General features: G+C 70.4%; 11 protein-coding genes. 3 read left to right on the top strand and 8 right to left on the bottom strand.

Annotated elements, in window-relative coordinates; all coding sequences use genetic code 11:
* Positions 1 to 4: 4 nt before the first annotated feature.
* Positions 5 to 550 (bottom strand): helix-turn-helix domain-containing protein, encoded by a 546-nt coding sequence (locus ACIBVN_RS12595; protein WP_397135596.1) that lies wholly within the window; start codon positions 548 to 550, stop codon positions 5 to 7.
* A 56-nt stretch (positions 551 to 606) separates the two neighbouring features.
* Between ACIBVN_RS12595 and ACIBVN_RS12590 the strand changes: the two genes are divergently transcribed.
* Entirely contained in the window at positions 607 to 1,845 is a 1,239-nt protein-coding gene (locus ACIBVN_RS12590) for an alpha/beta hydrolase family protein (protein ID WP_397135594.1), read from the top strand.
* A 7-nt stretch (positions 1,846 to 1,852) separates the two neighbouring features.
* Here ACIBVN_RS12590 and ACIBVN_RS12585 read toward each other — a convergent pair whose 3' ends face one another.
* The 3 genes from ACIBVN_RS12585 to ACIBVN_RS12575 all read right to left on the bottom strand — a co-directional run bounded on the left by ACIBVN_RS12585 (position 1,853) and on the right by ACIBVN_RS12575 (position 5,300).
* Positions 1,853 to 2,851 (bottom strand): cytochrome d ubiquinol oxidase subunit II, encoded by a 999-nt coding sequence (locus ACIBVN_RS12585; RefSeq protein WP_397135592.1) that lies wholly within the window; start codon positions 2,849 to 2,851, stop codon positions 1,853 to 1,855.
* Positions 2,852 to 2,853: 2 nt separating this feature from the next.
* Positions 2,854 to 4,218: a cytochrome ubiquinol oxidase subunit I gene (locus ACIBVN_RS12580; protein ID WP_397135590.1), complete on the bottom strand. Its 1,365-nt coding sequence runs from the start codon at positions 4,216 to 4,218 to the stop codon at positions 2,854 to 2,856.
* A gap of 113 nt (positions 4,219 to 4,331) precedes the next feature.
* The gene (locus tag ACIBVN_RS12575) at positions 4,332 to 5,300 is read right to left on the bottom strand and encodes a LacI family DNA-binding transcriptional regulator (protein WP_397135588.1); all 969 of its coding nucleotides are present in this window, start codon (positions 5,298 to 5,300) and stop codon (positions 4,332 to 4,334) included.
* Positions 5,301 to 5,404: 104 nt separating this feature from the next.
* On the opposite strand from ACIBVN_RS12575, the gene ACIBVN_RS12570 reads away from it, so the two are divergent.
* Complete coding sequence (locus tag ACIBVN_RS12570) at positions 5,405 to 6,349, top strand: nucleoside hydrolase (RefSeq protein WP_397135586.1); 945 nt, start codon at positions 5,405 to 5,407, stop codon at positions 6,347 to 6,349.
* The gene (add, locus tag ACIBVN_RS12565) at positions 6,346 to 7,260 is read left to right on the top strand and encodes an adenosine deaminase (protein WP_397135584.1); all 915 of its coding nucleotides are present in this window, start codon (positions 6,346 to 6,348) and stop codon (positions 7,258 to 7,260) included. The genes ACIBVN_RS12570 and add overlap by 4 nt, the downstream gene beginning before the upstream one ends.
* 836 nt (positions 7,261 to 8,096) lie before the next feature.
* Here add and ACIBVN_RS12560 read toward each other — a convergent pair.
* From ACIBVN_RS12560 to ACIBVN_RS12545, 4 genes are all read right to left on the bottom strand, one after another.
* Positions 8,097 to 9,431 carry an MFS transporter gene (locus tag ACIBVN_RS12560; protein WP_397135582.1) on the bottom strand — a complete coding sequence of 445 codons (1,335 nt, stop codon included), beginning with the start codon at positions 9,429 to 9,431 and terminating at the stop codon, positions 8,097 to 8,099.
* Positions 9,432 to 9,525: 94 nt separating this feature from the next.
* Positions 9,526 to 10,776, bottom strand: a complete 1,251-nt coding sequence (locus ACIBVN_RS12555; protein WP_397135970.1) for a serine hydrolase domain-containing protein — start codon at positions 10,774 to 10,776, stop codon at positions 9,526 to 9,528.
* Between the two features lie 119 nt (positions 10,777 to 10,895).
* On the bottom strand, positions 10,896 to 11,885 hold the full coding sequence (locus tag ACIBVN_RS12550; protein ID WP_397135580.1) for a trypsin-like serine peptidase: 990 nt from the start codon (positions 11,883 to 11,885) through the stop codon (positions 10,896 to 10,898).
* Positions 11,886 to 11,971: 86 nt separating this feature from the next.
* Positions 11,972 to 14,149, bottom strand: a complete 2,178-nt coding sequence (locus tag ACIBVN_RS12545) for a family 43 glycosylhydrolase (RefSeq protein ID WP_397135578.1) — start codon at positions 14,147 to 14,149, stop codon at positions 11,972 to 11,974.

The following is a 14,149-nucleotide window of genomic DNA, read 5'->3' as shown; positions in this document are numbered from 1 at the left end:
GGGCTCAACCGGGATCGGCAGACGGCTGCTCGATCGGGAACTGGATCGGGCTGATCAGGTATTGCGTGCGCCCCGGCGCGGGGGAATTGTCCAGCACGGGCAGGATCGCGCGGCGCAGCTGCGCGATCAGCTCAAGGAGCTCGTCCCGGCTGAGCCAGACGGCGTGCTGGCGGTATCCGACGAGATCCGCCGCCGGGTCCGCCTCCTCCTTGTCCAGATAGGCGTTGAACTCGGCGAGCAGGGCGGCCATCGCCACGGCGAAACCGCGCCGGTGATCCTCGTTCGTCAGCGACACGGCGGTGCCGGCGTCGATCGTGGCCCGGTCCTGGCGCAGCCGGTAGAGGCGCTCCACCGCGCCGCGCACCCGCCGCTCCTCGGCCACCTCCAGGATCCCCCCGCCGGCCAGCAGCTCGATGTGCCGGTAGACGGTGGCCTTCGAGACGTCGGGGACGCGAGCGCACAGCTCGGAAGTGGTCAGCATGCGGCCGCCGCGCATCGCGTGCACGATGCGCAACCGTACGGGATGTCCCAGAAGCTCCAACGGGTCCATGACCCAACGATCTCATGATGTGTTACCTTTCTCAAAAAACGAGAAAGGTTTGCGGGATGGCGACGGATCCGGCGGCGACCGCCACGACGGTGGTCGAGATGGCGCGCGACGGGCGTTTCACGGAAATCGAGGGCCTGTTCGCGGCGCCGCTGCGGGCACAGGTGTCAGCTGAGGCGCTGCGGGCCGCCTGGGCCGCCGAGACCGGCGGGAAAGGGCCCGTCTCCGCAGTCGGCGAGCCGGTGAGCGAGCCGATCCAGGCGGGGCTGGTCCGGGTGAGCGTCCCGGTGACGTGCGAGCACGGGGGTCTCACGGTCGTCATGGCGGTTGACGACGCCGGCCTGCTGAACGGGCTGCGGTTCGCGCCCGCGGACCTCGCGGAGTGGGCGCCGCCGTCTTACGCCAGTCCGGAGACGTTCGACGAGTACGAGGTCACCGTCGGCGCAGGACCGCTGGCCGTGCCGGGGACGTTGAGCCTCCCGCGCGGTGGCGGCCAGCGGCCCGGCGTGGTGCTGCTCAGCGGCGGTGGACCGTTCGACCGGGACGCCACCAGCGGGGCGAACAAGCCGCTCAAGGACCTGGCCTGGGGGCTGGCCGGCCGGGGGGTGGCGGTGCTGCGGTACGACAAGGTGACCCACGTCCATGCCATGGCGGACGACTTCACGATGGCCGACGAGTACGTCCCGCACGCGGTGGCCGCCGTCCACCTGCTCCAGCGCCGGCCGGACGTGGACGCGGCGCGGGTCTTCGTCCTCGGCCACAGCATGGGCGGCAAGGCGGCCCCCCGGGTCGCGGCCGCCGAGCCGTCCGTGGCCGGTCTGGTGATGCTGGCCGGTGACGCCCAGCCGATGCACCAGGCCGCCGTCCGCGTCGTCCGCTACCTCGCCGCGCTCGACCCCGCCGCGAAGGCGGCCCTCGAGACCATCGAACGTCAGGCCGCCGTGGTCGCCGGTCCCGAGCTGTCACCCGCCACGCCCTCGACGGAGTTGCCGTTCGGCTTCTCCGGCTCGTACTGGCTGGACATGCGTGGCTACGACCCCGTCGCGACCGCGGCCGCGCTGGACAGGCCGATGCTGATACTCCAGGGCGCCCGTGACTACCAGGTGACCGTCGAGGACGATCTCGCGCGGTGGAAGGCGGGGCTCGCGCACCGGTCCGACGTCACGTTCCGCGTCTACGACGCCGACAACCACCTGTTCTTCCCCGGCGCGGGTCCCTCAGGCCCGGCGGAGTACGAGCCGGCCCAGCACGTCGACCCGGCCGTCGTCGCGGACATCGCGGAGTGGATAGCCCCTTAGCGACAGCCTACGACTCGCGGTCTCGCTGGAAGGTCGCGTACAACCACCACAGGGACGGCAGCAGCAGGAGCGCGCCCACGGCCAGCGATCCCAGGCTGGCCGCCAGCACCGCGTCGGTGGCCGCCGCCTCGTCCAGGGACACGCCGGGCAGCAGCGCCGGATACTGCCCGACGCCCCAGCCCCACAACAGCCCCGTCACGGCCAGGGCGGCGGTGAGGCGCACGGCCACGTACGCGCGCCCCCACATCAGCACCAGCGAGGCCAGTCCCGCGATCATGGACAGCAGGAGGAGCGGAAGTGCCCGCCCCGAGGTCAGCTCGGTGAACAGATCGGGCGTGTCGGCCCGCAGGACGAGCAGGCCCGCGGCCGACAGCACGCCGACGGCCACGCCAGAGCCCAGCGCGCGCCGCCGGAAGGCCTCCACGAGGTCGGCGTCCCCGGCGCGCTGGGCGTCGCGGGTCAGATAGACGCAGGCGAGGTAGGCCGCGGTGCCGACGGCCAGCGCTCCCGCGGTCACGGAGGTGGGGTTCAGCCAGCTGCCCACCAGGTCGCCCCTGGCGATGCCGGGTGGCACCCGGCCCGAGGCGATCGCGCCGGCGACCGTGCCGAGGAAGAACGGGGTGGCGACGGAGGAGAAGGCGAACGTGGCGCCGAACAGCCGGCGCTGCCACAGCTCCGTGGAGACCTTGCGGAAGGCGAAGGCCGCGCCGCGGCCGATGATGCCCAGCGCGGCGAGCGTGAGCGGGATGTAGAGGGTGGAGGCGACGGCGGCGAACACCGACGGGACGCCGGTCCACATCAGCACGATCACGAAGATCAGCCACACGTGGTTGGCCTCCCAGACGGGGCCGATCGAGTGCTCGATCAGTGACCGCTGCCGCTGCCCGGCCTCGGCGCCGCCGGCGAGCAGGTCCCAGATGCCGCCGCCGAAGTCCGCGCCGCCGAACAGCACGTAGGCGGTCAGGCCGAGCCACAGGACCGCGAGCATGATCTCTGGCAGCGGCATGGTCACACGACCTTGTAGCCGGTGATGTCGCGTTCCTGGGGCGCGACCGGCACGGGGACGTCGCGGGCCAGGCGGCGCAGCACGTAGACGGTGGCCACGGTCAGCAGCAGGTAGACCAGTGTGACCAGCACGAACCCGTACACCAGGCCGGGCGCCGGGTTGACCGCCTGCGACGTGCGCAGCACCCGGAAGACGATCCACGGCTGGCGGCCCACCTCGGTGACGATCCAGCCGGCCTCCAGCGCCAGCACCGCGGCCACGCCCGAAGCCGCCACCCCACGCAGGAACCACGGCGATCTGGGCAGGTCCCGCCGTCGTCTCCACTCCCACGCCAGCCAGGCGGCCAGGGCCAGCAGGGCGAAGCCCATCGCGACCATGATCTGGAACGCCCAGTGCACCACGTTGACCGGCGGGCGATCGGCGGGCGGCACCTCCTCCAGACCGTGGATCTCGGCGTTCGGATCCCAGTGCGCCAGCAGCGACAGCCCGTACGGGATCTCCAGCGCGTACCGCAGCTCTCCGTCGGTCGCGATGCCGCCGAGATGGAGCGGGACCCCGCGCCCGGTTTTGAACACGCCCTCCATGGCGGCGAGCTTGACCGGCTGGTGGTCGGCCACGGAGTGGGCGGCCCAGTCGCCCACGCCGATCTGCACCGGGGTGATGATCGCCGCCACGGTCAGCGGCAGCAGCAGCCCGAGCCGGTGGTAGCGGTCGCGGCGACCGCGCAGCATGGCGACGGCGTAGACGCTCGCCATGCCGAACCCGGCGACCATGAACGCGGCCAGGATCATGTGCACGGTCATCGGCGGCGTGGCCGGGTTGAACATCGCCGCCCAGGGGTCGACCGCCACGATGCGGCCGTCCCGCACCTGGAAGCCGGTCGGCCGCTGCATCCAGGCGTTGGCGCTGACCACGAAGAACGCGCTGGCCACCCCCGCCACCACGATCGGGATCCCGGCCAGCATGTGCGCCCGAAACGGCAGCCGGTCCCAGGCGTACAGGTAGACGCCCAGGAAGATGGCCTCGATGAAGAACGCGATGCCCTCAAGCGAGAACGGCAGGCCGATGACCTCGCCGTACACGCCCATCATGCCCGGCCACAGCAGCCCCATCTCGAACGACAGGATCGTGCCCGAGACCGCGCCCACCGCGAACAGCACGCCCATCGCCTTGGCCCAGCGGCGGGCCAGCAGCCGGTAGTGCGAATCGCCGCTGCGGTGGCCCCGCCACTCGGCGATCAGCGTGATGGCCGGCATCCCGACGCCGAAGCAGGCGAGCACGATGTGCCAGCCCAGCGACAGCGCCATCTGCATCCGCGCGGCGCCCAGGTCGGCGCCGCCGACGCCGTCCAGGACATGAACGGTCATCGCGGCCCCGTGACACATGACCTTCGTTCCCTCGCTGCTCGGATCGATCTCGCCGCCGCGATCCTGCCCAGCATCGGGTATGGGTAACGCCATGCCCTCCTGTGGCTCTGGAGTCACCCCCCGCAGCCGCAGCTGCGCCTCGGGACAAGGGCCGCCACCTTGGCCTCGGCCGGCGGCTCGGCGCGCGCGTCAGGGGAGAGCAGCAGGTCCACGGCGTGTTCGGCCATGGCGAGGAGCGGCTGCTCGGTGACCGTCAGCGCGGGGGCGGTGTAGGCGCTCTCCGGGGTCCCGTCGAGACTGATCAGGGCGAGCCGGTCGGGGACGGGAAGGCCGCAGGCCCAGGCGCCGGACAGGACGCCGATGGCCTGCTCGTCGGTGGCCGCGACCAAGGCGCGCGGCATGGCGCCCTCCGAGACGAGACGGCGGGTCAGGGCGTCCGCCGCGCCACGCGAGTAGGAGCAGCGCAGGAGCACGGGGGCGGGGTCCCCGGCGACGGCCGCGTCCCAGGCCTCCCGCCGCACCCCCACGGGCCCGTCGTCGTGCGGGCCCGCCAGGAAGGCGATGCTCCGGTGCCCGTGCTCACGCAGGTGTGCGACCGCCGCCCGCACGGCCCCCTCGTTGTCGGCCGCCACCACCGGGGCGTGCCCGCCCGCGGGGCCGTTGTGGACGTACACGGCGGGTACGCCTGCCGCCTCCGCCGGCGCCGCCGCGTCGCCGGCGGTGTGCGGTGAGACGATCACCAGCCCGTCGACCTGGGCGGCCAGGAAACGTTCGACGAGATGCCGCTGTCGCTCCGCCGAGAACCCCGCGTTGCCCACCAGCGTGAGCCGGTCGCGCCACTCGAGCGCCTGCTCGATGTGCCTGGCCAGAGCGCCGAAGTACGGGTTGGACGCGTCGGCCAGCACCAGGCCCACCACCCCCGTGGTGCGGGAGCGCAGCGCGCGGGCGATGCGGTTGGGGCGGTAGCCGAGCTCGGCCGCCGCGGCCAGCACGCGTTCGCGAGTGGCGGCGGCCACTGGACGGGGGCCGTTGTTCATCACATAGCTGACCACCGCCGTCGAGGTCCCCGCTCTGCGGGCCACGTCAGCCAGAGTGCTCGCGCGTTTCGTCATAGCGGTTTACATTCTCGCATCTAATCGATTAGATAGGCGCTCTCGAGGTTCTAAACGATTAGACAGGAGGTTCCGTGCTGCCTTTGATCGTGGACACCGACACCGGCTCCGACGACGCCGTGGCGCTGCTGCTGGCCGCCGCCAGCGGTCTCGGCGACATCCGCGCCGTGACCACGGTGGCGGGCAACGTGCCCCTGGCGACGGGGACCCGTAACGCGCTCATCTCCCTGGAGGTGGCCGGGCGCGACGACATTCCCGTCCATCCCGGCTGTGAGTGCCCGATGACCCGCATGTTGTCCACCGCCCAGCATGTGCATGGCCATGACGGGATGGGCGACATCAGCCTGCCGGCGCCCGTTCGCGACGCCCAGCCTGAGCACGCGGTCGACGTCCTCCTGAACTACCCGCACCGGCACCCGGGCGAGCTGACGCTGGTCACCCTAGGCCCGCTCACCAACCTCGCCGTCGCCCTGCTCCGCGACCGCGAGCTGCTCGGCCGGTACCGGCACGTGTACTGCATGGCGGGCGCCGCCGACATGCGCGGCAACATCTCGGCCACCGCCGAGTTCAATGTGTGGGCCGACCCCGAGGCCGCCCGGGTGGTGCTGGAGTCGGCCACGCCGGAGCAGGTGACCTGGATCGGCTGGGACGTCTCCCGCAAGGACGCCGTCATGACCCCCGCCGACCAGCTCTGGCTGGAGCAGCTCGGCACTCCCATGGCGACCTTCGCCCATCGCGTCAACCGCACGCTCGCCGAGTGGGCCCAAGCCGTCACCGGCCTGGCCGGATACGACCTCCCCGACCCCGTCGCGATGGCCGTGGCGCTCCGGCCCGAGCTGATCGCCGAGCAGGAGCAGGCGTACGTGGGTGTCTCCCTCGGGCAGGACACCCGCGGCCAGCTGATCATCGACCGCCGCCGCTGCGCTCCCGCCCCGAACGTGACGCTGGTCCGGCGGGTGGACGAGCAGGGCTTCAAACAGTTGCTCTTCGACACCTGCGCCCCGGAAGGACATCGATGATCCCGCGATACGAGCTGCACTGCCACCTCGACGGATCGGTACGGCCCGGCACCGTCGCCGACCTGGCCCGCCGCCAGGGCATCACCCTGGACGGCCCCGTCGAGCGGCTGGTCACGGCGCCCGCCGGCTGCGGCAGCCTGGGCACGTTCCTCACCTACATCGACGTGCCTCTCCAGGTGCTGCAGACCCCCGACGCGCTGAGCAGGGCCGCCCGCGAGCTGGTCGAGGACTGGCGGGCCGACGGCGTGGTCTACGGCGAGGTGCGCTTCGCCCCGCAACTGCACGGCCGGCACGGCATGTCCCAGGACGAGGCGGTCGAGGCCGTCGCCGAGGGGCTGGCGGCGGGGCGGGCGGCCACCGGAGTGCGTACCGGGCTGCTGCTGTGCTGCCTGCGGCACCAGACGCCGCAGGAGAGCCTCTCCGTCGCCGAGACGGCGTTGCGGCACCGCGACAAGGTGGCCGGGCTCGACCTGGCCGGCGACGAGTGGCTGCACGGCGCCGCACCGCACCTGGCCGCCTTCGACCTCGCCCACGCGGCGGGGCTCCCGTGTACGGTGCACGCCGGCGAGGCGGCGGGCCCGGAGAGCATGTGGGAGGCGATCGACGTGCTCGGCGCCCGCCGGATCGGCCACGGCGTACGCTGCACGACCGACAGCGCGCTGCTCGAGCGGCTGCGGCGCGACCGGATCGCCCTGGAGATGTGCCCGACCAGCAACGTGCTGACCGGCGCCGTCCGCAGCCGGGCCGAACACCCCGCCACCCGCCTCCTGGCCACCGGGCTGCCCGTCACCATCAGCACCGACACGCGCACCACCGCGGCGACCACGCTGACCCGTGAGTTCGCCGGATGGACGGCAGAGGAGGAGCAACTCGCCCAGGCCCACGCGGCCGCCGCGGCCTTCGTGGACTGAAATTTTCACCACGTCTTGACAGCCCTTGTTGCCAGCCCGAACACTCTATGCCGCTTTGACCATGTGACATGCCGCATAGTGTTGGCGCTAACACCGCACTGGACGAGCACCGGTGAGGTGCCGTGGGTCCCCGAACGCACGAAGGAGTCAGCGAACTTCATCGTGTTATGGGGTGACCGGTCAGGCACGGACCCAAGACCGCGCCCTCTCCGTACAACTTCGACCCCGACAACCTGCTCAGCCAACTGGAGAGCCTCTACCCGAAATGCGGGCCAGCGCTCCCGCCTTCAGGCGGGATGGTGAAGGCTCGCGCGTGAATGCCCTCTGAGGCGCGAGCATGCAGCGACGAAACTCCTTGCGACTACGCGGCCACATACGGTAAGGTTCTTGCGATCGAACAGGCGAGCGATAACCAAGCTGGCCGAGAGATCACTTCCTTGATTCATTGGGTATAACGATGCCGCCGGACGGGCGGTGACAGGACGTGGAGACTCGCCGTTGGGTGGGTCGGTGAAGCGTCAAGCGTCCCGTTCCATAGGTCGTGCCGTGCAGGCGGCATGAACTGCTGCGTGAGCAGCACGGGAATCTCTGCCGTTCATGGCGGAGAGCACGTCAAGTGAACACCATGAAGTTCACGCCGGAGACCGGCCTCCTGGCGCAGCACAAGATCATCGTCATCGTCGCCAGGACCTGGTCGAACGCCGTTCAGCGCCGTCAGCACCACCCGGCTCCGGGTGGTGCTGCAGAGCGGCCAGGGCTCGGTCGGGCTGCTCGAGGTACGCGCTTACGGCTGACACGCAGGGAGGGGGCACCCGGTCGGGTGCCCCCTGGGTGTTCTAGCGGGTCTCGGGCTGGACGTCGTCGTACTCGATCGCGTAATCCTGCTGCGACCGGTCCTTGAGCGCGGCCGCCGCAACCACGCTGATCAGCGCACATATCGCCATATACACGGCGATGGCGAACGAGCTCTGGTACGTGGCGTACAACCACACCGCGATCAGCGGCGCGGGACCGCCCGCCGTCACCGAGGCCAGCTGGTATCCGAGCGAGGCCCCGCTGTAGCGAAGCCGCCCGGTGAAGGTCTCGGCGATGAACGTGGCCTGCGGGCCGTACTGGATGTCGTGGATGGGCGCCGCCAGCACGATGGCCAGGAAGACCAGCGAGGGGACGCGGGTGTCGAGCAGCGGCCAGTAGATGAACGACCAGACCACCATGGCCGCGGCGCCGACGATGTACAGCTTGCGCCGCCCCACGAGGTCGGAGATGTATCCCCAGAACGGCACGGTGAACAGCGACACGACCCCGGCGGCGATGACGTACGGATAGATCTCACCCGCGGCGAACCCCAGGGTCTTGGTGGCGTACGTCAGGATGAAGACGGTGAAGATGTAGAACGGCGCCTGCTGGCCGGTCCTGAGCAGCGCGCTCAGCACGATCTCCCGCCAGTTCCTGGCGAGGACCTCGCGCACGGGGACGCGCTCGACCCGGTTCTCCTGCAGGACCTTGGTGAAGACCGGCGTCTCCAGGATGCCGATCCTGATGTAGAGGCCGACGCCGGCCATCACGATGCTGAGCAGGAACGGGATGCGCCATCCCCAGTAGGGGTCGAGCGGCTGGAACACCTGGAGGGCCAGGTAGCCGAGCACGAGCCCGACCGGCACCCCGAACTGCGGCCAGCTGCCCAGGAACCCGCGCCGCCCGCCGCGCGACTTGCCCCACTCGGTGGCCAGCAGCACGGACCCGCCCCACTCGCCGCCGACGCTGATGCCCTGGAGCAGCCGGAGCACGGTCAGCAGGACGCCGCCCCAGATGCCGATCTGCGCGTACGTCGGCACCAGGCCGACGAGCGCGGTGGCGATGCCCATGCTCAGGAGCGTGATGATCAGGGTGGCCTTGCGGCCGATCCGATCGCCGTAGTGCCCGAAGATCGCCGCCCCGATCGGGCGGGCGGCGAACCCGCCGAAGTAGGTGCCGAGAGACAGCAGGAGACCCGTCGTGGGGTCACTCTTCGGGAAGAACAGATCCGCGAAGATCGTGCTGGCGGCGAAGCCGTACAGGAAGAAGTCGTACCATTCGATCGAGGTCCCCACGGCGGAGGCGATCACCGCCCGGACCAGTTGCCTTCTCGTCTGCTGCTGTCCTGTCGCGTCGAGTCGCTGCTCCTCTACCATCTACCGCTCCTCGGTAGGTCTTGCCTTTCCCGCGACGCTACATGACGCGACATCGGTGGTCACGAGGCGGTTTTGGAGAGCTTTTGCGGGCCGGTCAGAAGTACTTCGGCGTGAGATCCGTGGTCGGCCACGTCCTCACGGTGCCGATCGCCTGGCCGAGGATGGGGTCGATCGAGTCGAAGTCGGGCGTCCCCTCTTCCTCCCTGCGGTTGAAGATCGCACAGTAGCTGACGCCGTTCTGCACCCGCGCGAGGAAGCTGAACGTGCCCGGCATGCTGCCGGTGTGCCAGGTGTTGAGCCCTCCGGCGTTGTTGTTGCGCACGTTCCAGCCGAGGCCGTACCAGGAGCCGCCCGCGGTCACGCCGGTCTCGGGCTTGGCGAATACGCGGGAGAGCGACGTGGAGTTGAGCACGGGTCCGGCGCCGTTGAAGACGAAGCCCCACTTGACCATGTCGACGGCGGAGGCGAGCCAGCCGCCGTTCGCGTCCTGGTTGGGCATGTTGAAACCGCCGTAGGGGAACGGCACGACGGTGCCCGACGTGTCCACGACGCTCTTGTTGGTGTACTTCGACTGGTAGGTCACCTCGGTGGAGAAGGCCTCCGAGCGGAGGCTGCGGCCGAGCCGCGGGCGGGTGATCCCGACGGGGGCCAGGAGCTTCTGCCGCACGTACGACTCGTAGCTCAGGCCCGAGACCTTCTCGATGATCCGGCCCGCCAGCATGTAGCCGTAGTTGCTGTAGACGAACTTCGTGCCCGGGTCGAAGTCGAGCTTCCTCGCGGTGACGTACTTGATGATGTCGGCGTGGTCGATCGGCAGCGGCGCGTCCAGCGACGCGGAGATCGTGTGGTCGTTCCACAGCGGGTCCTTCGAGACGTCCCTGTCCCAGCCGCCGAGATGCTGGAGCAGCCGCCACAGGGTGACGTTCGCCAGCCTGGGGTCGGCCGCGGTGGACAGCCCCAGCAGGGGGGCCACCTTGGCGCCCAAGGTCAGCTTGCCGTCCTGGACCAGGCGGACGATCGCGGCCGCCGTGAGGCTCTTGCTGAGGCTCGCGATCCGGAACAGGGACGTCGGCTGCACCCGCATGATGGAGGCGCCCGGCCTGGAGTAGATCCCGTAGCCGCGGGCGAGCAGGATCTTGCCGTTCTTGGCGACCGCGAGCTGGGCGCAGGAGATGTTCCGCTCCGTGATGAACGTCTTCATCGCCTTGTCGAACCCGGCCAGCGCGCTCGGCACCACCCCGGTGGTCAGCGGCTCGGCCGCGGCGGCCTGCGCTGGACGCGCCCCGAGCGCGATCGCCGGCACGGCACCCGCGCTCGCCTGGAGGAGCCGTCGGCGGCTGAGCATGGTCACATTTCCCCCTACTGTCACAATCACCTCAATAGGGGTCTTTACTACCACAATGCACTCTGGCGTGGCCCCCGAGTTGTGGGCCCATGCCTGGTGGCGCAGGCACGGGCAGCGGGTCAGGCGGCTTCTGCGGCGCGGAAGGTCTTGAGCGCCTCGGGGCCGAAGTAGGAGCCGTAGCTGGTGGTGGTGTTGCGCAGCGCGTGGACGGAGATCTGGTAACCGGTGCCGGTGATCTTGTTGAAACTCTGGAACCAGGGGCCACCGCTGGAGCCCCCGCCCATGTCGCACTTCAGCGCGTACTTCATGCCGTACGCCGGGGTCACCGAGGCGCCGCTGCAATACTGCAGGGTCTGTCCGCCGTTGCCGTTGCTCGGGTAGCCGAGCAGCAGGTTGGACAAGCCGACGGCGGTGGAGTTGAACCTGAGGCCCTGGCCGCCCACGGCCTTCACGGGCGTCTTGCCGTTCACCGGCTTGACCACCAGCATGCCGAAGTCGAGCGGCGGCTGGTGAGCGCCGTCCTTGTAGTAGCCGGACCAGATGAACATGGTCCGCGCCGCGAACTTGCCGTACGGTGCCGCGCCGTTCTTGTACGCCGGGACGAAGACCAGGTTCTTGCTCCATCGGCCCTCGCCGTCGATCAACGCGTGCCCGACAGTGACGATGACGTCCCCGTCCGCGCTGCTCACGACGTTGCCGGAGGCCACGAAGTCCCTGCCGCTGCCGCCGGTGCCGAACACCTTGCCCGCCGTCTTGGCGATGAGGCCGCCGGAGTTCCACGGCCGCTGCTTGGCCGCCGAGGTGGCGTACGGAGTGACCCAGCGCATCGTGTCCTTCGAAGGGGTGGGTGCGATGTCCACCTGCTCCTGCGCGGCGTACGGTGTCGCGCTCCCGGTGTCGGCGCTCGCCGTGCCGGCGGGGGCGGCAAGCGGCTGTGCGGCGCGCATCCGCTCCGGGGTCCAGTAGTCGCTTCCTGCCGCGAACGTCGTCGGGACCTGGTGCGCGAGCGGCCCATCCGCCACGGCGCCGTCCAGCGGGTCGGCGGTTGCGGCGTGGCTGCCCAACCCCAGCATCAAGGTGGTCAAGCCGACGATGGACAAGGTACGCATGGGACCTCCGTGACAAGTGTGACGGAGGAGATTTACCACACTTGTCACAGAAATGGACAATCATCACGGTACTGCCGGGGTGCTCGCTATTTGCTCCGATAAATGCGCAGATAGTCGAACTCGGCGTTGACCGGCGGCTGCGCACCGCCGTGGGCGACGAGGCCGATGCGCGGCGCGGTGTCCTTCGGGAACGTCCACACACCACCCCACGTCCACGTCTTGCCGTCGCGGCTCGACCCGGCGCGGAACTCGTGCTCCCCGCTCACCGGATCCACGTGGTGCGCCAGCCTGAGCCACGTCGTCCTGGCCGGCGGGCCGACGATGTTGCCGCCGTAGGAGAGGCGGCCGGCGAACGGGAGCTCCCGGCCGTACTCCACCTGGCGGGTGTTCCAGATGGCCACCTGCGAGAGGCGGGCGAAGTCGTCGTCGGAGACGTAGGCGATCAGGCCCGCCTGCTGGTAGTTGCGCACGGTGTCCTCGCCGAGGTCGAGCGTCACCTTGGTCTCTGCGACATAGTCGCCCTCCGGCGCGTCGCGGAGCAGGACGCTCGCGGTGTTGGCGGCGCCCACCAGGTCGGCGCCCTGGACCGGCCAGCGCAGCACGCCACCTGCCACGCGAGCGTCCGGATCCTGGCGGACCCACTGCCAGGAGGTGTCCCCGCCGTCGAACTCGTCGGCGTCGACCAGGGCACCGGTACGGGGCATCGGCGCCGGACGGGTCACGGGCTTGGCGAGCTTGGCCACGCTGACGTTGTCGAAGTCGGCCACACCCTCGGCCACCAGCGCGAAGGTGCCGGACAACGGGACCGGTGAGTCAAGGCGGACCGTGGCCTGGGGATCGCCGAGGCGGCTCGACGAGACCTCGGCCGTGATCGTCCGGCCCTTGACCGTGACGGCCAGGTTGCGCCACGTCGCGACCCCGCCCGGCAGGGCGACCGTACGGTGGGCGCTCCCCGCCGCGACGGTCAGCCCGCTGCCGGACACCGTCACGGTCGCACCACCGATCCGCAGCCCGGCCGATCGCCCTGCCGACTGCGCGCCTGGCTGCTGGGCTGACTGATCGGGCAGGCGGAGGTCCGTTTCGGCGCGAATGTCTCCGCCGACCGCCCGCCGCGCCGTCAGCGCGCCCTTGTCGGTGTGCCGGACATATCCGTCTTGTATGGTCCAGCCCGCACCACGCCACCCCGACAGGTCATCCGTCAGGCTCACGAACCCGCGCGTGACCGGTGTCTCGTCGGACCGCTCCGACGGCCCGGCGCCCGCCCGCACCACCGGCCAGCCGTCGATCCAGTCCAGCCGGTCGAGCAGCATCGGCCGCTCATTGATTCCGTACGGCTCGTCCAGGAAGGGGTCGTCGCGGTCGATCGCGTGGTACATCATCCAGTCCTGACCGGAAAGGTCGGTGAGCTGGGCGTGGTGGCCGACGCCGATCCAGCGGTTGCCGTTCTGGTCGAGGACCGGGGTGCCGCCGGCGCGGGACGCGAGCAGCGGCTGGCCCTCGCGGTCGACGAACGGGCCGCGCGGGGTGGTGGCGCGGCCGGCCAGGACCGAGTAGCCGGTGGTGGGGCCGGCGCAGCAGTTCGCGGAGGAGGCCAGCAGGTAGTAGTAGCCGTCGCGGCGCACCACGTACGAGCCCTCGAACTTGTTGTCAACGGCCACCTGCGTCGGCTGCCCCTCCGTATGGAGGCCGTCGGGGCTCAGCTCCGTAACCCACAATCCACCGAAAAATCCGCCGAAGTAGAGGTATTTCCGACCGTCCACGTCCGTGAACTGCGCCGGGTCGATCGTGTTCCAGTACGAGCCCCCGGACGGGCGCGGCGCGACCACCGGCGCCGAGAGGTGGGTCCACGGGCCGGTCGGCGTCGGGGCGGTGGCCGCGCCGATCGAGAAGTCCCATTCGTGCGGGGTGCCGGCGGTGTTGGTGACCGTGAAGTACATGACGTACCGGCCGTCGAGGTAGCGGACGTCGGGCGCCCAGAGCAGGCTGCCGGGGGCGGCGTACGGGGGCAGGTTGTTCTCGCCGAACGCGTCACCCACATACGTCCACGAGACCAGGTCGGCAGAGCGGGCGATCGGCAGCCGGTGGTGCTTGCCCTCGCCCTCGCGTAGCGGGTCGGAGGTGCCGTAGGAGTACCAGTAGCCGTCGAGACCGCGGATCACGGCGGGATCGGCGAAGGTGTCGGCGAAGCCCGCCGACACGGGATTGTCATACGACTGCCCGGAAAGTAACGACATGACCAGCGAAACGACCGCTGCGATACGCAT

This window comes from Nonomuraea sp. NPDC049400 (genome assembly GCF_044466425.1).
In the GTDB taxonomy this organism is placed as follows: Bacteria; Actinomycetota; Actinomycetes; order Streptosporangiales; family Streptosporangiaceae; genus Nonomuraea.
Note: the sequence above shows the minus strand (reverse complement) of the source record. Positions and strands in the feature narration are given on the sequence as shown.